Source organism: Sphingobium sp. D43FB (assembly GCF_002312805.1).
GTDB lineage: Bacteria > Pseudomonadota > Alphaproteobacteria > Sphingomonadales > Sphingomonadaceae > Sphingobium.
Map to the genome: position 1 here is coordinate 28,987 of NZ_NMUA01000028.1, position 17,758 is coordinate 46,744.

Consider the following 17,758-nt stretch of genomic DNA (forward strand, 5'->3'; position numbering starts at 1 on the left):
GGGTCGCCCGAAGCATCGCAAAAACGTCATCGTTACGTCACCGTTATGTCAATGCCCGCTCATTGCGGTGCAACATGTCGCGCCTACGGCCCCCGACCAAGCCGGCTACCGGTTTTTCCAAGGGGGAAATTTTCACATGCGTCCTGCCACAGCCTTGCTGCTCGCCTCCACCATGTTGGCCAGCACACCCGCCTTCGCTCAGACGGCCTCGCTCGCCGTCCCCGCCGCTGCGGCGGCCGTGGAAGGCGAAGAGATCATCGTCTTCGGCCGTGGCGAAACCCGCCAGGTGCAGGAAATCAAGGCGCGCGACATCATCGTGCTGACGCCGGGCACCAACCCGCTCAAGGCAATCGAAAAGCTGCCCAGCGTCAACTTCCAATCCGCCGACCCGTTCGGCAATTATGAATGGTCGCAGCGCATCACCATCCGCAGCTTCAACCAGAATCAGCTCGGCTTCACCTTCGACGGCATCCCGCTCGGCGATATGAGTTATGGCAACCATAATGGCCTGCACATCACCCGCGCGATCAGCAGCGAAAATATCGGCAGCGTGCGCGTGGCGCAGGGCGCGGGTTCGCTGGGCACGCAGGCAACCGGCAATCTTGGCGGCACCGTCGAAACCTTCTCGATGGACCCGGCCGACAGCTTCGGCGCGCAGGGCAATTTCACCTATGGCAGCAACGACACGATGCGCGCCTTCGGCCGCATCAACCTCGGCAGCGCCGACGGCATTCGCGGCTATGTGTCCTACGGCTATGGTTCGACCGACAAATATAAGGGCACCGGCGTTCAGGACCAGCATATGGGCAATGCCAAGGTCATCATTCCCATCGGCGAAGCCAAGATCGACGGTTGGCTGAGCTATTCGGATCGCCGCGAACAGGATTATCAGGACATGTCGATGGGCATGATCCGCCGCCTCGGCTGGGACTGGGACAATACTTTCCCCGATTACACCCGCGCGATCGACTATGCCGACCGGCTGAACGACGTTGACCTCATCAGCAACAGCGGCGGATCGCCCTTCCCCGATGGTCTCTTCGACTATAGCGGCGCGAGCGTCGCCACCGGCCAGACCTATCCCGGCAATGTCACCAGCGCCGACGATGCCTATTATGACGCGGCTGGCCTGCGCAAGGACTGGTTGGGCGCGATCGGCTTCACCACCCCGCTCGGCGAGCAGGCGAATCTGAAGCTCAAGGGCTATTATCACAATAACAGCGGCATGGGCCTGTGGGGCACGCCTTATGTCGCCAGCCCCAATGGCGTGCCGATGTCGATGCGCACGACCGAATATGACATGGACCGCATCGGCGCATTCGGCAGCGTCGATTTCGTCATCGGTGCGCAAAATCTGAGCGTCGGTGCATGGTATGAGAATAACAAGTTCAACCAGGCCCGCCGCTTCTATGCCTTTGCCAGCCGCACCGAACCGGGCCTGTCGTTCCGCGACTATCCCAAAAATCCCTTCTTCACCCAGTGGGAATTCGACTTCACCACCGACACCTTCCAATATCATGTCCAGGACAAGATCGACCTTGGCATGGTGACGATCAACCTGGGCTGGAAGGGCTTTAAGGTCACCAACGAAGCCGAAGCCATCGTGCAGGCGACCTTCCCGCAAGGCAAGATCAGCGCCGAAGACTGGTTCCAGCCAACGGCCGGCTTCGTTGTGGAAGTCAGCCCCGAAGCGGAAGTGTTCGGCGGCTTCAGCCAGTCGACCCGCGCCTTTGCCAGCGCCACCACGACCGGCCCCTTCTCGACCAACCAGGCCGGTTTCGACGCGATCAAGGATGATCTGAAGCCCGAAGAGTCGGACACCTATGAACTCGGCCTGCGCTACAACACGCCGATGTTCAACGGTACGCTGGGTGCTTACCTCGTCAACTTCCGCAACCGCCTGCTCGCGGTGCAGGTCGGATCGGCGATCCAGGGCAACCCTTCGGCACTCCAGAATGTCGGCGGCGTCCGCTCCATCGGCGTCGAAGCGGCGGGCGATCTGAAACTGGGCGGCGGCTTTGGCCTCTATGCCAGCTACAGCTACACCGACGCCACCTATCGCGACGATGTCGTGAACGGCAACGGCGTGGTGGTCGCGGCGATCGAAGGCAAGACCGTGGTCGACAGCCCCAAGCATATGGCGCGCGGCGAACTCAACTATGACGACGACAAGCGCTTCTTCCGCGTCGGCCTCAACTATATGTCGCGTCGCTTCTACAGCTACACCAACGACGCCTCGGTCCCCGGCCGTCTGATCGTCGACGCCTCGCTCGGCTATCGTTTCACTGACAAGATCGAGTTGCAGCTCAACGCCACCAACCTCTTCGACAAACGCTATGTCGGCACCATCGGGTCGGGCGGCTTCGGCAATAGCGGCGACGCCCAGACCCTGCTGGTCGGCGCCCCTCAGCAATTCTTCGCCACGGTGAAGGCCGGGTTCTGACGTAATATCATCCTCCCCTTTAAGGGGAGGTGGCTGGCCGCAGGCCAGACGGAGGGGTGTCACCCTATCGATAGGGTGACACCCCTCCGTCATCGCTACGCGCTGACACCTCCCCTGCCAGGGGAGGATGACCCGGCAGCCCGAAGTGTTGACCAATTTCAACTCCGGACAAAAATGTACGTTCGTTTCGAGCGAAGTCGAGAATCATATGCGACACGTTATCCGCTTCTCGACACGCTCGAAGCGAACGGCAGCTGGGACAATGACCATGATCAAAGCCGCGCTTCTCCTCGCCACCGCCCTCGCCGCCTGCCTTCCCGGCACGGCGCTGGCGGAGCCGGTGCTGCTGATCTCGATCGACGGGCTGCGGCCCGGCGACGTGATCGAGGCACAGAAGCGCGGTCTTGCCATTCCCAATCTGCGCCGCTTCCTGACTGACGGCGCCCATGCCTCCGGCGTCACCGGCGTCGCGCCGACGCTGACCTATCCCAGCCACACGACGCTGATGACCGGCGTATCACCCGCCCGGCACGGCATCGTCGCCAATAACAGTTTCGATCCCACTGGGATCAACCAGGGCGGCTGGTACTGGTATGCCCCCGACATCAAAGTGCCGACTTTGTGGGAAGCCGCGACCAAGGCGGGCCTGTCCACCGGCAACATTCACTGGCCGGTCAGCGTTGCGCCCAAGGGCGTGACCTGGAACCTGCCGCAAATCTGGCATACCGGCCATGGCGACGACGCCAAATTGCTCGATGCGCTGGCGACGCCGGGGCTATCGGCCGAACTGGCAACCAAGGTCGGCCAGCCCTATGCGATGGGCATCGACGAAAGTCTTACCGGCGACCAACTCCGTGGCAAATTCGCCACCGCGCTGATCGCCACGCACAAGCCGCAATTTCTGACCGTCTATTTCGCCGCGCTCGACCATGAGGAACATGCGAGCGGCCCCGACAGCCCGGCCGCGAAGGCCGTGCTGGAAAAGATCGACGCCATCGTCGGCGATCTCGTAGCCGCGGAGATGCAGGCGCATCCCGACGCCGTAATCGCGGTCGTCAGCGACCATGGCTTTGAAGCGACGCACACCGCCATCAACCTCTATCGCCCCTTCATCGACGCCGGGCTGATCACGATCGGCCCCGATGGCAAGGTCGCCTCTTGGCTCGCCATGCCCTGGATTTCGGGCGGATCGGCCGCGATCATGCTGGCTCGCCCCGACGATGCGGCGCTGACGGCGCGGGTGCAAGCGTTGCTCGACAAACTCGCCGCCAATCCCGCCAACGGCATCGCGCAGGTGGCAGACAGGGCGCAGACCGCCGCGATCGGCGGCAATCCGCAAGCGACCTTCTATATCAACCTCGCCCCCGGCTTCGTCACCGACATCTATCGCGGCCCGACCGCGCCGGTGCGCGCGCATAGTCCGGTCAAGGGCATGCACGGCTATTTCCCCGGCCCCGCCAATCTGCAGGCGAGCTTGCTGCTGATGGGCAAGGGCGTGCCCCGCGGCAAGAATCTGGGCGCCATCGACATGCGCGCCATCGCACCGACGCTGGCGACCATCATGGGCACCACGCTGCCCGATGCGGACAAGCCCGCGATCGACCTCAAGCCCTATGGCAACGCAGCGTTTCGCGGCACGCAATGGACTTCGTTGCACAGGCGACATAGCTTTGCCCCGGTTCATCGATCCGGGGGTTTCCCATGCCGCGCTACAGCCTTGCCGCCATCATCCTGCACTGGGCGATCGCCGCCCTGCTCGCCTTTCAGATCAGCGTCGGCTGGGCGCTGGAGGATCTCGGCGCGCGCGGCTTTGCGCTCTATCAACTGCACAAGTCGGTCGGCATCGCCATCCTCGCGCTCACGCTGCTGCGGATCGGCATACGCTATTGGAAGCCGCGCCCGGCGAAACTGGAGGGCGGTTGGCAGGGTGCCTTGGCTTCGACCGTACATATCGGCCTCTATGCTTTCATGCTGGGCGCGCCGCTGACCGGCTGGGCGCTCGTCTCGACCGCCAAGGTCAAGGTGCCGACGCTCATCTTCGGGATCATCCCCCTGCCCCATCTGCCGCTGCCCGCGTCCGCGCATGGCCTGGCCGAAGGCGGGCACGGCCTGATCGCCTGGCTCGGCATCGCGCTCATACTGCTCCATGTCGCGGGCGCGCTGCGCCATCATCTGCTGATGCGCGATGGTCTCATCTGGCGGATGATCCCCAACCGCTCGACCGCGCTGCTGGTCGGACTGCCCGCCCTGATCCTGCTCGGCTTTGCGCTGGGCCGGGTGATCCTGCCCGCTGCTGCACCCGTCGAAGTGGCAGCCGCGCCCTCGGCACCCGTGGCGCAACCCGAAGAACTGGTGCCCGTGGCCAATGTAACCGAGCCGGACAATAGCGCCGTCGCCAATGAAATGGTTGCCGAGGAGGAGGAGGAACCCGTCGGCCCACCCCCGGCCTGGACCGCACAACCCGGCGGCCGCATCGGCTTTGCCGTCGGCAATGACGGCCAGACGATCAGCGGCTCCTTTGCCAAATGGACCGCTGCGATCGTCATGGACCCCGACCATCCTGAAACCGCCGACATCCGCGTATCGATCGACATGGCCAGCGCCAGCGTCGGCGACGCCTATCAGAACGGGATGTTGCCGGGCGACGAATTCTTCGCCGTCGCCGCCCATCCGACCGCGACCTTCACCGCCAAGGGCGCGGAAAAAACAGGAGCGAACGCCTATCGCGCCAGCGGCCAACTCAGCCTCAAGGGCGTGAGCAAACCCCAAACCATCCGCTTCACCCTGTCCGGCGACGGCGCGACCCGTAAGGTCACCGGCACCGCCACCATCGCCCGCGCCGCCTTCGACGTTGGCAATGGCGACAGCAGCGGGAGCCTGGCCCCCAATGTAGCGGTGACCTTTGCTTTCACGGCGAAGCAAAGGTAATAGACGTCTCTTCCCCGTTCGGGCTGAGCCTGTCGAAGCCCTGTTCTTCTCCTCAAGAAGTGCAGCCCTTCGACAAGCTCAGGGGCGAACGGATCATGGCATGGGAGCAGACAATCAGAACCGCATCCCGACACCCACGCCGAACACCCATGGGTCCAGGCTCACCTTCACCCGCTGCACCCCTACCGCCGCCGTGGTCAGCCGCGCCTTCGTGTCGATGTCGATATATTTAACGTCGAAGTTCAAAAACAGCTTGTCGTTCAGGTCGATATCGACCCCCGCCTGCCCGGCCCAGCCGACGCTGTCGGACAGATGCACCTTGGTCTTGCCGACCGCGCCTTCCAGCGCGCTGGACGCGTCATTGTTGAAGAACAACGTATAGTTGACGCCCGCGCCGACATAGGGACGGATCTTGCTGCCCGGCGCGAAATGATATTGCACGGTCAGCGTCGGCGGCAGCGCGTTGGTCGCGGCCAGCTTGCCCAGCGATCCGGTCGTCCCCGTCTTGCCGCTCACCGTATGGCGGCTGGTCGCGGCGATCAGTTCGAAACCGATATTATCGGTCGCCATGTAAGTGATGTCGATTTCCGGCGTGATGGTGTTGTTCACCTTCACCTTTTCGCCCGGAAAGCCCGGCAGCACGCTACCGCTCTTCTCATTGGGCGCGACCATGATGCCGCGCAGGCGGACAAGCACGTCGCCCTGCGCGGCCTGCGCCGGGGCGGCCATGGCAGCAGCGGCGCAGGCCGTGGCGAGCAGAATGGTCTTGATGGTCATGATAAATCTCCCTGTCTGGTGGGGAGCGCTCTGCCGCATCCGGCACGGCGCGGCATTGACGGGGCGCAAGCTGCAATTTGATCTGGCGCAATGCAGCCGCGGCGACTTGCTGCGATCACCCAGCCCATGTGGACCTATCATACTGACCTGCTCGCCCGGCCGGTGCCGCGCTACACCAGCTATCCCACCGCTGCCCAGTTCAGCGATAGCGTCGGCGCGGCGGAGATGGGCCAGCGGCTGGACGCGCTCGCGCCCGACACGCCGATCTCGCTCTATGTCCACATCCCCTATTGCCACGACATCTGCTGGTATTGCGGCTGCAACACCGGCGCGGCGAACAAGGCGCAACGGCTGACCGCCTATGTCGAAGCGCTGGAGCGCGAAGTCGCGCTGATCGCCGCCCTGCTGAACGGACGCGGCCGGGTGACGCGCATTGCCTTTGGCGGGGGTAGCCCCAATAGTCTGCCGCTCGTCGATTTCATCCGGCTGATGCAGCAATTATTGCGCTGCTTCGACGCCCATCATGCCGAACTTTCGGTCGAACTGGACCCGCGCCGCCTGGACGCGGACTGGATCGACGCGATGGCGGCCATGGGGGTCGATCGCGTCAATCTGGGCGTCCAGACCTTCAGCCCCCATGTCCAGACGCGCATCGGTCGCATACAGCCGCTGGACATGGTCGAACGCGCCGTGGCACGGCTCGACAAGGCAGGCGTCGCCACGGGCTTTGACCTCATGTATGGCCTGCCCGGCCAGAGCATGGACGACCTGTCCGCCACGCTCGACGCCACCATCCGCCTCGCGCCCGCGCGCATCGCCCTGTTCGGCTATGCCCATATGCCGCGCTTGCTGCCGCGCCAGCGCCGGATCGACGCCAGCGACCTGCCCGATGTGGCCCAGCGATTCGCGATGGCCGCCATGGGCCATGATGCGCTGACGCAGGCAGGCTATCGCGCGATCGGCTTCGACCATTTCGCTTTGCCCAGCGACGGCATGGCGCTCTCCGCCGCGCAGGGCCGCCTGCGCCGCAATTTTCAGGGCTTCACCGATGATCCCGCGCAAATATTGATCGGCATGGGGGCCAGCGCCATCAGCCAATTCCCCGACCTGATCGTCCAGAATGCGAAACAGGCCGGCCCTTGGCGCACCGCGATCGAAGCCGGCCAGCTCGCCACCACGCGCGGCCTCGTCCGCACCGCGCAAGACCAGCGTCGCGGCCGCATCATCGAAGCCTTGCTCTGCCAAGGCGAAGTGCATCTGGACGCCGCCGACCCCCAACCCGACCTCGACCGCTTCGCACAACGCGGACTGGTCGAACGGAGCGGAAACCGCCTGCTGCTGACTCCCGAAGCACTACCCTATGCCCGCAGCATCGCCGCCTGTTTCGACGCCTATCTAGAACCCGTCGAAACGCGGTTCAGCCATGCGGTCTAGCGCGGCGCTCGCCAGCACGCTGGCCTGCCTGTTCCTCAACGCCCCGCTGCCCAGCGCGGATGCCAGCTCCGCCTGGTATTGCGGCGCAGGCCTTGCGGGCCAATGGGTGCCGCCCTGGCTGCCCCAGCCCGGCCCCAGCCGCCACGACATCGCCTGCCACCTCATGACCGGATGCCGCCGCGAGGAGCAGCGCGAAGAGGCCTGAGCCGGATGGTGGCTAAGCCGCGCCCGGTACTCTGGACAGGCTCGGAAGGCTGCGCCATGGTCGCCCCCAACGCCCCTCATCCACAGGATGCCCCGCCATCATGCGCGCGCCCTTCCTTGCTCTGCCCTTCGCCTTGCTCGCCACGTCCCCCGCATCGGCCGCCCAGCCCGGCGGCGGCGCATTCATGTTCGAAAGCGGCACCAGCCTGCTCGCCAAATGCCGTAACAAGGCTCCCGAATATGGCCTCGCCTGCACCGCCTATATCGTCGGTGTGGTCGATGGCATCCGTAAGGATCTGTTCATCGGGCGCGGCCGACGAGTCTGCTGGCCCGACAGGATGAGCGCGGACGACGCCCGCCGCACCGTAGTCGCCTATCTCGAACGCTGGCCCGACCAGCGACGCAGCCCAGCCTCCGTTTTGGTCAGCGTTGCGCTAAACGACCGCTATCCTTGCCAAAAATAGCCGATCGATCACACTGATCGAAAGGATCATTGCGCGGCGCGCCCGTGCGGCTGCTATAAACTTGCCTTGAAGGGCGCGGCGGCGTAGGTGCGGCCCCTGTTTTTTTGGTTCATGTAGGAGACTCGTCGTGGCGGCGAAATGGACGCCGGATAGCTGGCGCGCGCACAAGGGCATTCAGATGCCCGCCTATCGTAATGCGGAGGCTCTGGCCGCCGTGGAGGCACAGCTTGGCCAGTTTCCGCCGCTCGTCTTTGCAGGCGAAGCCCGCAACCTGAAGGCGGATCTCGCCAAGGTCGCGGCTGGCGAATCCTTCCTGCTGCAGGGCGGCGATTGCGCGGAGAGCTTCGCGGAATTCCACCCGAACAATATCCGCGACACGTTCCGCGTGCTGCTGCAGATGGCGGTCGTCCTGACCTTCGCGTCGAAGCTGCCGGTGGTGAAGGTCGGCCGCATGGCGGGCCAGTTCGCCAAGCCGCGCTCGGCCGATACCGAAGTGATCGATGGCGTCGAATTGCCCAGCTATCGCGGCGACAATGTCAACGACATCGCGTTCACCGCGCAGGGCCGCGAGCCGGACCCGCAGCGGATGGTGCAGGCCTATAACCAGTCCGCCGCCACGCTCAACCTGCTGCGCGCCTTCTCGACCGGCGGCTATGCCAGCCTCGACCGGGTGCATGGCTGGATGCTCGATTTCATGGGTCGCTCGCCCTGGGCCGCGAAGTTCGAACAGATGGCCGACCAGATCGGCCAGGCGCTCGACTTCATGCGCGCCTGCGGCCTGTCGGCGGAAACCGTGCCCCAGCTTGGCGGGACCAGCTTCTACACCAGCCATGAAGCGCTGCTGCTGCCGTTCGAACAGGCGCTAACGCGGCAGGATTCGCTGACCGGCGACTGGTACGACACGTCCGCGCATATGCTGTGGATCGGCGACCGCACCCGCTTCGAAGGGTCGGCTCATGTCGAATATCTGCGCGGCATCGGCAACCCGATCGGCCTCAAATGCGGTCCCAGCCTGGAGCCGGACGCGCTGCTGCGCCTGCTCGACACGCTGAACCCCGCGCGCGAAGCCGGACGGATCACGCTCATCACCCGCTATGGTCATGACAAGATCGAGGCGGGCCTGCCCAAGCTGGTCCGCGCGGTGTTGCGCGAAGGCCATCCGGTCATCTGGTCGTGCGACCCGATGCACGGCAATGTCGTCAAGGCCGCCAATGGCTATAAGACGCGTCCGTTCGACCGCATCCTGGCCGAAGTGCGCGGCTTCTTCGCCGTCCATCGGGCGGAAGGCAGCTTCGGCGGCGGCATCCATGCCGAAATGACCGGTCAGAATGTGACGGAATGCACCGGCGGCGCCATCGCCATCACCGACGAAGGCCTGGCCGACCGCTACCACACCCACTGCGACCCGCGTTTGAACGCGGCGCAGAGCCTGGAGTTGGCCTTCCTGCTGGCCGAAATGCTCAACGAAGAGTTGAAAGAACGCCGCGCGGCGGCGTGAGGATACCCCGGCACCGAATCATAGAATTTCGGTGCCGGGCCTCGCTCAAACCTTCACGATCTGCTTACCCCGGTTCGCCCCCGTGAACAGCCGCGCCAGCGCCGCCGGGGCCGCTTCGAACCCCTGCTGCTCATCGACCTGCCATTGCAGCCGCCCCGCCAGCACCAGCGCCGCCAGCCGATCGCGCATCGCGCCCCAGCGTGGCTGTTCGTCCAGGATGATGAACCCTTCCATCCGCGCCCGGCGCAGGATCAGGTTGAAATAATTGCCCGGCCCGGCAATCTCCCCGCCCTGTTCATAACGGCTGATCCCGCCGCACAGCACCACCCGCGCGCCGATCGCGAGTCGCGCCAGCATCGCGTCCAGCACCATGCCGCCGACATTGTCATAGACGATGTCACACCCCTTGGGGGCCAGCGCCTTGAGCTGCGCCGCGACCTGCCCCTCGCGATAGTCGATGGCCGCGTCGAACCCGGCCTCCTGCGTCAGCCAGGCGCATTTTTCTGCGCCACCCGCAATGCCGATGACATGGCATCCCGCAACCTTGGCCAATTGCCCCGCGACCGATCCCGTCGCCCCGGCCGCACCGGACACCACCACGACATCGCCCGCCACCGGGCGGCCGATCGCGTGAAAGCCGTGCCAGGCGGTCAGGCCCGGTATCCCCAGCACGCCCAGCATCGCATGGGGCGGCAGGTCGGGATGGCAGATATCGAAGCCCTCGCCATCGCTCACCAGATATTCCGTCCAGCCGGTCATCCCCGCGACCATCGTACCGACCGGCCAGCGGCCATCCCGGCTCTCGACCACCTCCGCGACGCCCATGCCGCGCATCACATCGCCCAGCTCGATCGGCGCGACATAGCCGCCGAAATTCTCCATCCACCCCTTTTGCGCGGGCTCGAAACCCAGCCAGCGCACCGCCAGCAGCATCTCGCCCGCGCCCGCCACTGGCATCGGCACCTGCGCCAAGCGGAAGTCGCCATCAGCGAGCGCACGCCCGACCGGTCGGTCCGCCAAGTGCCATTGCCGCATCATCGCCTTCTCCATCGTCACGCCTTGCCCAAGATGATCTGCGCCGCCCGCCAGCCCAGCGCCATCGCGGGCGCATTGGTATTGCCGCTAATGAGACGAGGCATCACCGAACAATCGGCGACGCGCAGCCCCTCGACCCCATGAACCTTCAACGCCGGATCGACCACCGCCTCGTCCGCCGCGCCCATCCGGCACGTCCCCACGCCATGCAATCCACTGGTCGAGAGCGACCGGAAACTCTCCAGCAGCGCATCGTCATCCTGCACCGCCGCGCCGGGGATCAGTTCCTCGCCAACATCGCCCGCCAGCGCCGCCTGCCCCACATAGGCGCGCATCAGCCGGATCGCTGCAATCGCCGAACCTTTGTCCGCTTCGCTGTCCAGCCAGTTCGGCGTGATCGCCACGCCATCCCCCGGTTCGCGGCCCCGCGCTTGCACTTCCCCCTCGCTGCTCTGCCGCAACAGGCTGCCCGACACGGTGAGGCCCGGCCGCTTGTCGATATTGCCGAGCGGTACGGCATCGTTCGCATCGCCCAGCGCAAACATATAGCCGCTGAGGTACAATTGCAGGTCGGTGCGCGGTCCCGTGACCCCGGTGGACAGGAACGCCCCCACCTCGAACGGCCCCGTCGCCATCGGCCCGTCCCGCCGCAGATAATAGCGCGCGACCGACGCCAGCAGCCCCAGCCCCTGATAGCGCCCCTGGATACCACTGTTCCGCCGCAAGCGGAACGGCATGGAGTAGGACAGATGCTCCAGCATATGCCGCCCGACATGGGCATTATGATGCCGCACCGCGATCCCGCTGGCGGCCAGCGCATCGCCATCGCCGATCCCCGACCGTTGCAATATCTGCGGGCTTTCGATCGTCCCGGCACAGACGATCACTTCGCCATCGCAATCCACGCTGAACGGCCCGCGTTCGCCATGGAGCAGTTCGACCCCGACCGCCCGGCCATTGGACAGCCGCACATGGCGCAGCAGCGTGTCGGTCATCACCGTGAAATTGCTGCGCTTCATCGCCGGACGCAGAAACACCTTGGCCCCGCTCTCGCGCCGTCCTTTCCGGATATTATGGCAATAATAGCCGACCCGCCCGCCGACCACGCTGTTGAGGTCATCGGTACGCGGCAGGCCCATCTGCTCGCCCGCCGCGATCAGCCGTTCGGCCAGCGGATAGCGATAGGTACGCGGCGTCACATGCACCGGCCCGCCTGCGCCCCGCAGCGCGCTGCCGCCCAGCCCATGATCCTCAATGGCGCGAAAGGCGGCGACCATCGACTGGGCATTCCACCCGGTCGCGCCCGCCGCTTCCCAATCGTCATAATCCTGTGGCTCGCCCCGGCTCCAGATCATGCCGTTGATCGCCGACGATCCGCCCAGCCCCTTGCCCCTGATCCACATTTCCTGCGCCGGTTCGTCCGGGCGGCGCGGCTGGGCGACCGGATAGGCCCAGATATGCGCCGGGTTGGACACCAGCTTGGCAATCCCCTTTGGCATGGCGATCAGCGGCGACCGATCCGGCCCGCCCGCCTCCACCAGCAGCACCCGATTGCGCGGATCGGCCGACAATTGCTCGGCCAGCACGCAGCCGGTCGATCCAGCGCCGATGATGATATAGTCGAACCGTTCGGGCAGGTCGGCCATGCGTCGCTCCTCTGCGCTGTGGGTTCAGGCCTTGTCGCGGTGGTCGCGCTTGATCTTCTTGGCCAGGCTCCATTTATGGACTTCGGTCGGCCCGTCATAAATGCGGAAGGCGCGGACCTCGCGGAAGATCTGCTCGACGATCGTGTCGCCGGTGACGCCCGTCCCGCCCATCACCTGCACGCATTTGTCGGCGATCCGCATCAACGCCTCGGACACCGCGACCTTCGCCATCGAGCTTTCTACGGTGCCCAGCGATCCGCCGTCCAGCACGCTGGCGCACCAATCGATCATCAATTCGCTTTGCTGGATGTCGATCCAATTTTCCGCCAGCATGAAGCCGACGCCCTCATGATCAACCAGCGGCTTGCCAAATGCCATCCGGCGGCAGGCATAGTCCGCCGCAATCTCCTGCGCGCGGATGCACCCGCCCAGCCAGCGCATGCAATGCGACAGCCGCGCGGGCGACAGGCGGATTTGCGCATATTTGAACCCCTCGCCGCTCTGCCCCAACATCTGGTCGGCGGGCACACGCAGATTGTCGATCGTCACGATCGCATGGCCGCCTGGCATCGAACTGTCGATCGTGTCCAGCACCCGCTCGATGCGGATCGCGGGATCGGGCAGGTCCACCAGGAACATGCACGCGCCGTCATCGGACTTGGCCATGACGATCCCGACCATCGCCCCCTGCGCCCCGGTGATGAACGCCTTGCGCCCGTTGATCACCCAATGATTGCCATCGGGCACGCAGGTCGTCTGCATCATCGACGGGTCCGACCCCGCCCCGCCATCGGCCGCCGGTTCGGTCATGAAAAAAGCGGAACGACCACGCCCGTCAAGCAAGGGGGCAAGGAAATGCGCCTTCTGCTCCGCCGTGCCGACCTTGCCCAGCAGATACATATTGCCCTCGTCCGGGGCCATGGTGTTGCAGGCGAGCGGCCCCAGCGGCGAGAGGCCCGACTTGATCAACACGGTCGCCGTCTCGCGCTGGGTCAAGTGCGATCCGTCGGGCAGGACATGGGGCGTCAGCACGCCCGCCGCCCGCGCCTTCTCGCGCAATTCCATCACCAACTCGTCGCTCGGCCCATGAAAGCCGCAGCGCGGGTCGCCTTCATAGGGCACGACAACCGTGCGGACGAATGCCTCGACCCGATCGGCTATTTCCTGCGCGCGCGGCGTACTGAACATGGCTTCTATCCTTCTGGATCAGTTGAACTGGATCGGGCGTAGCGGGTCGGTCCCGTCGAAATCCTGCGCAGCCCGCGCCACCATGGCGTAAAAATCGGTCAGCTGCGGCACCGGCGCATAGAGTTCGGTCATATGTCCCTGCGCCGCGACCGTATCGACAAAGGCGAAGACGAAACCGTCATTCATCTCCGCCCGGCAGGCGAGGTCATGGCCCGCCGCCGCGAAGTCCTTGATCGCTACATCCACATCGTCGACGAACAGCGCCACATGATGCAGCCCCTGCGCGCCGGGCTGCGCGAACATGTCGCGAAAGGCGGATGGCCCTTCCCCATTTTGCTGCACGAACTCGATCATGATATCGCCCCACTGGCCATAGGCGGAGCTATGGTCGAGCGGCCGCTCCATCCCGCGATGGACGCAGCGCCGCAGCGGGATATGATCGGCAATGAAATAAGGGCCGGACCCATGGAGCCGATGATGCGCCAATGCGGCAAGGCGCACGTCCGGCACGAAATAGGCCAATTGCCGGATCGCCAGCCGGTTCATCAACGGCCTTGTCCCTGCGCCGTCCGCCGCCCGATCGCCGCCAGTTCGGGCAGCGTATCGACCAGTGACTGCGCTTCGGGCGAGGATGCCGTGCCCCGCGTCATCCGCCCCTTGATGCCATGAATGATCGCCGCGAACCGAAACATGTTGAAAGCGAGGTAGAAGGGCAGATTGTCGATCCCGTCCCGCCCGGTGCGCGCGCAATAGGCCGCGACATAGTCCGCCTGAGACGGAATATTCAGCGCCACCAAGTCCGCACCCTTGAACCCGCCGATGATGTGCGGCGGCAGGTGATACATCATCAGATGATAGGTGAAGTCCGCCAGCGGATGGCCGAGCGTCGATAGCTCCCAATCCAGCACCGCCAGGATGCGCGGCTCGGTGGGATGCCAGATCATATTGTCGGCGCGGAAATCGCCATGGACGATAGTCGTCTCATCGCCTGCGGGAATCTGCCCCGGCAACCAGTCGGCCAGCCAGTCCATATCGTCGTTCCGCCCCGCCGCCTCATCCTCGCGATATTGCCGCGACCAGCGCGCGATCTGCCGCGCGAAATAGCTACCTGGCTTGCCATAGTCGCCAAGGCCGATCGCCTGAGGATCGATCCCGTGTAACTGCGCGATCGCGGCGTTCATCGCGTCGAAATAGGCAGGCCGTTCCTGCGGCGTCAGCGCAGGCAGGGTCGAATCCCAGAAGATGCGCCCCTCCACCATGTCCATGACATAGAAGGGCGTGCCGATGACCCCGGCATCCTCGCACAGGCCATGGACCGGGGCGACCGGAAAGCCCGCCTGCCCCAGCGCTGCCAACACCCGATATTCCCGCTCTACCGCATGCGCACCGGGCAACAATGTGCCCGGTGGCTTGCGCCGCAGCACATAGGCGCGGGTCGGCGTCACCAGTCGATAGGTCGGGTTGGACTGGCCGCCCTTGAACTGTTCGACCGACAGCGGCCCGGCATAGCCAGCGACATGGGCCTGCATCCACGCATCGAGCGCCGCGACCTCGAACCCATGGCCCGCACGCACCGCACCGGTCCCTCCGAATCGCTCCTGCCGGTCCTCGCTCACGGCCTCATCCTCTCCTGCGCTGCCTCTTCCCCGACGCAATGGGGCGTCGGGCCAGGCTTGTCCCCTCTCCTTTGTTTCAGGTGCGCGCCCCACCTCTCTAAAATCGCAGTTAGCAAGACCCAGGAAATAGCGCATCCCGAACGATGAAACTAAGCCGCACCAAGCAGGCCATTCGTCAAGCGCCTTAAAGAACGCACAATAGGGGAGAGTATATGCAAAGGAAGCCTTTGGTCCGTCCAGTCATGCTGGCACTTGGCAGCACATTACTATGGGCCATGCCCGCCATGGCGCAGGATCAGACCGCCCAGCCCCAGGCCGATGCCCAGGCGATCGACCCCAACGCCATCATCGTCACCGCCCGTCGCCGCGAAGAAAGCCTGCAGGACACGCCGGTCGCGATCACCGCGGTCAACGCCGCGATGCTGGAAAACAAGGCGGCGGTGAATATCGGCGACCTGACAGGCGGCGTCCCCAACCTGCTGATCACCAACCAGAATTCGGGCGCGGCCGCCGCGAACCTCGCCATCCGTGGCCTGACCTATGCCGACGTCGAAAAATCGCAGGAACCGACCGTCGGCGTCGTTGTCGATGGCGTCTTCATCGGCACCAGCACCGGGCAATTCTTCGACTTTTTCGACATCGAGCAGATCGAAGTGCTGCGCGGCCCGCAAGGCACATTGTTCGGCCGCAACACGATCGGCGGCGTCATCAACATCCGTCGCACCCGCCCGACCGGCGAGTTCGGTGCCAAAATGGAAGTCTCCTACGGCAAGTTCAACACGCTTGCGACCCGCGCCGTGGTCAACGCGCCCTTGTCCAGTGACGGCAGCATCGGTGCCAAACTCTTCTATTTCCATAATGAAACCGACGGCTGGTATCGCCAGGGGCAGACCGGCGAGCGCCGGGGTTTCGGCAATAATGAGAATTTCGGCGGATCAATCCTGTTCGCGCCGAAGGATAGCGGTTTCGATGCCCTCTTCACGCTCGAAAAGCAGGTGCAGAAGGCCGATCCCGTTGTCGCCAGCCTGACCCAGACCGGCGAAGTCTTTTGCGGCCTGATCCCGGCCAATGAATGCAACCGCAACAACACGACCGACCTGTACACCGTGTTCGGCCTGCCCAACGAAACCAACTATTCCGCGCCCGCCGCGACGCTGGAAATGAATTATGATGCGGGCGACGTCAAACTCACCTCCGTCACTGGCTGGCGCGATTCGCGTGAGAACCAAACGCAGGATTTCGACGGTTCCTCGACCGACCTCTATTATGTCCGGCGCTTGCAGAATTATGAGCAGTGGAGCCAGGAATTGCGCGCCGCTGGCAAGTTCAGCGACAGTTTCGACTATGTCGTAGGGCTGTTCTATTTCAGCTCCGAATATCGCTTGACCCAGTATAGCCGCGTCTTCGGCTTCGCCCCGACTGTCCCTCCTGAAATCTTCGACACCAACCCCCAGGTCGTGAACGGCAAGACCAAGTCCGTCGCCGTCTTCGGCGATTTCAACTGGGCCTTTGCCGACCAATGGCGCCTGTCCTTCGGCGGTCGCTTCACCCGCGACAAAAAGTCGCTCGACAATAGTTTCGGCGGCATCGAAATCGGCCGTGGCACCGACACGTTCAAGAAATTCACGCCCAAGGTCGGCGTCGATTTCCGCCCGAACGACGATGTCATGTTTTATGGTAGCTGGTCGCAAGGCTACCGGTCGGGCGGCTTCTCGCCCCGCGCGGGCACGGCCGCCAGCGCCGGCATCGCCTATCAGCCCGAAGTGGTCGACAGCTTCGAAGTCGGCGGCAAGTTCGACCTGTTCGACCGCAAGCTGCAGTTCAACGTCGCGGCCTTCTATTCCAGCTACAAGGATCTGCACCAGAACAACACGCTCAATTGCCCAAGCTGCGCCACCGGAAACGAGACGATCACCTCAAACGTCGGCTCGGCCAAGATCAAGGGTCTGGAGTTCGACTTCACCGCCCGGCCGACGTCACAACTAACGATCACCGGCTCGATGGGCCTGCTCGATTCCAAGTTCAAGGGCTTCATCGTCGGCGGTATCTCGCCCGTGTCGGGCGCCGTCGTACCCTATGACTATTCGCGCAACGACCTCATCTATAATCCGAACATGACCGCGTCGTTGGCGGCCGACTACACCATGCCCACCAGCTTTGGCGAAATCATCGCGAATTTGAGCTATCGCTATATCGGCCGCTATGATCAGCAAATCTCATTGGGGCCAATCTCCGGCGACCTGACCAACGGGCCGATCATCGTCAACGGCAACGATCCGCGCGTGCGGACGGACAAGCAGGGACTGGTGGATGCCAGCGTGACCACCAAGTTCGAACTGGGCGGCACCGAAGCGCGCCTGACCCTGTTCGGCCGCAACCTCGCCAATGATCGTGGTCCAACCCATGGCTTCACCGTCGGCGGCCTGTGGTCCTTCGGCACGGCGCGCGAACCGCGCACCTATGGCGCGACGCTGGGCGTCAAATTCTGATCGCCGAAACAGTCTGAAAAGCCAAAGGCCGGGGCG

At 64.4% G+C, this 17,758-nt stretch carries 13 protein-coding genes and 1 pseudogene; 8 read left to right on the plus strand and 6 right to left on the minus strand.

Translation table 11 applies throughout. The features are described from left to right. The first annotated feature begins 136 nt into the window (after positions 1 to 136). The 3 genes and pseudogenes from SxD43FB_RS18905 to SxD43FB_RS18915 all read left to right on the plus strand — a co-directional run bounded on the left by SxD43FB_RS18905 (position 137) and on the right by SxD43FB_RS18915 (position 5,371). Positions 137 to 2,443 carry a TonB-dependent receptor gene (locus SxD43FB_RS18905; protein WP_096063513.1) on the plus strand — a complete coding sequence of 769 codons (2,307 nt, stop codon included), beginning with the start codon at positions 137 to 139 and terminating at the stop codon, positions 2,441 to 2,443. A gap of 268 nt (positions 2,444 to 2,711) precedes the next feature. Next, positions 2,712 to 4,052, plus strand: a pseudogene (locus SxD43FB_RS18910) (ectonucleotide pyrophosphatase/phosphodiesterase); the annotation flags it as partial. 92 nt (positions 4,053 to 4,144) lie between these two features. Next, positions 4,145 to 5,371 carry a YceI family protein gene (locus tag SxD43FB_RS18915; RefSeq protein WP_096063514.1) on the plus strand — a complete coding sequence of 409 codons (1,227 nt, stop codon included), beginning with the start codon at positions 4,145 to 4,147 and terminating at the stop codon, positions 5,369 to 5,371. 114 nt (positions 5,372 to 5,485) lie between these two features. Here SxD43FB_RS18915 and SxD43FB_RS18920 read toward each other — a convergent pair whose 3' ends face one another. Then, positions 5,486 to 6,148, minus strand: coding sequence for an OmpW family outer membrane protein (locus SxD43FB_RS18920; protein WP_096063515.1), 663 nt, complete (start codon positions 6,146 to 6,148; stop codon positions 5,486 to 5,488). A gap of 126 nt (positions 6,149 to 6,274) precedes the next feature. Here SxD43FB_RS18920 and hemN point away from each other — a divergent pair, with 126 nt between their 5' ends. The 4 genes from hemN to SxD43FB_RS18940 all read left to right on the plus strand — a co-directional run bounded on the left by hemN (position 6,275) and on the right by SxD43FB_RS18940 (position 9,748). Next, complete coding sequence (gene hemN / locus SxD43FB_RS18925) at positions 6,275 to 7,582, plus strand: oxygen-independent coproporphyrinogen III oxidase (RefSeq protein WP_096063530.1); 1,308 nt, start codon at positions 6,275 to 6,277, stop codon at positions 7,580 to 7,582. Then, entirely contained in the window at positions 7,572 to 7,787 is a 216-nt protein-coding gene (locus SxD43FB_RS18930) for a hypothetical protein (protein ID WP_096063516.1), read from the plus strand. The genes hemN and SxD43FB_RS18930 overlap by 11 nt, the downstream gene beginning before the upstream one ends. Before the next feature lie 100 nt (positions 7,788 to 7,887). Further along, positions 7,888 to 8,250 carry a Rap1a/Tai family immunity protein gene (locus SxD43FB_RS18935; protein ID WP_096063517.1) on the plus strand — a complete coding sequence of 121 codons (363 nt, stop codon included), beginning with the start codon at positions 7,888 to 7,890 and terminating at the stop codon, positions 8,248 to 8,250. Positions 8,251 to 8,377: 127 nt separating this feature from the next. Further along, positions 8,378 to 9,748, plus strand: a complete 1,371-nt coding sequence (locus SxD43FB_RS18940) for a 3-deoxy-7-phosphoheptulonate synthase class II (protein WP_037476258.1) — start codon at positions 8,378 to 8,380, stop codon at positions 9,746 to 9,748. Positions 9,749 to 9,793: 45 nt separating this feature from the next. On the opposite strand, the gene SxD43FB_RS18945 is transcribed toward SxD43FB_RS18940, so the two are convergent. From SxD43FB_RS18945 to SxD43FB_RS18965, 5 genes are read right to left on the minus strand one after another with little or no spacing between them, the layout of a single operon-like run. Continuing rightward, positions 9,794 to 10,798: an NADP-dependent oxidoreductase gene (locus tag SxD43FB_RS18945; protein WP_255245808.1), complete on the minus strand. Its 1,005-nt coding sequence runs from the start codon at positions 10,796 to 10,798 to the stop codon at positions 9,794 to 9,796. A gap of 2 nt (positions 10,799 to 10,800) precedes the next feature. Continuing rightward, a complete protein-coding gene (locus SxD43FB_RS18950) occupies positions 10,801 to 12,429 on the minus strand; it encodes a GMC family oxidoreductase N-terminal domain-containing protein (RefSeq protein WP_096063518.1) in 1,629 nt (542 codons plus the stop codon). A gap of 24 nt (positions 12,430 to 12,453) precedes the next feature. After that, positions 12,454 to 13,617 carry an acyl-CoA dehydrogenase family protein gene (locus SxD43FB_RS18955; protein WP_096063519.1) on the minus strand — a complete coding sequence of 388 codons (1,164 nt, stop codon included), beginning with the start codon at positions 13,615 to 13,617 and terminating at the stop codon, positions 12,454 to 12,456. A gap of 18 nt (positions 13,618 to 13,635) precedes the next feature. Further along, the gene (locus SxD43FB_RS18960) at positions 13,636 to 14,163 is read right to left on the minus strand and encodes a VOC family protein (protein WP_096063520.1); all 528 of its coding nucleotides are present in this window, start codon (positions 14,161 to 14,163) and stop codon (positions 13,636 to 13,638) included. Continuing rightward, positions 14,163 to 15,233 (minus strand): phosphotransferase, encoded by a 1,071-nt coding sequence (locus SxD43FB_RS18965; protein ID WP_255245806.1) that lies wholly within the window; start codon positions 15,231 to 15,233, stop codon positions 14,163 to 14,165. Before SxD43FB_RS18965 ends, SxD43FB_RS18960 begins: the two co-directional genes overlap by 1 nt. Positions 15,234 to 15,445: 212 nt before the next feature. Here SxD43FB_RS18965 and SxD43FB_RS18970 point away from each other — a divergent pair, with 212 nt between their 5' ends. Beyond that, entirely contained in the window at positions 15,446 to 17,722 is a 2,277-nt protein-coding gene (locus tag SxD43FB_RS18970) for a TonB-dependent receptor (protein WP_037476083.1), read from the plus strand. The last annotated feature ends 36 nt before the right edge of the window (positions 17,723 to 17,758 follow it).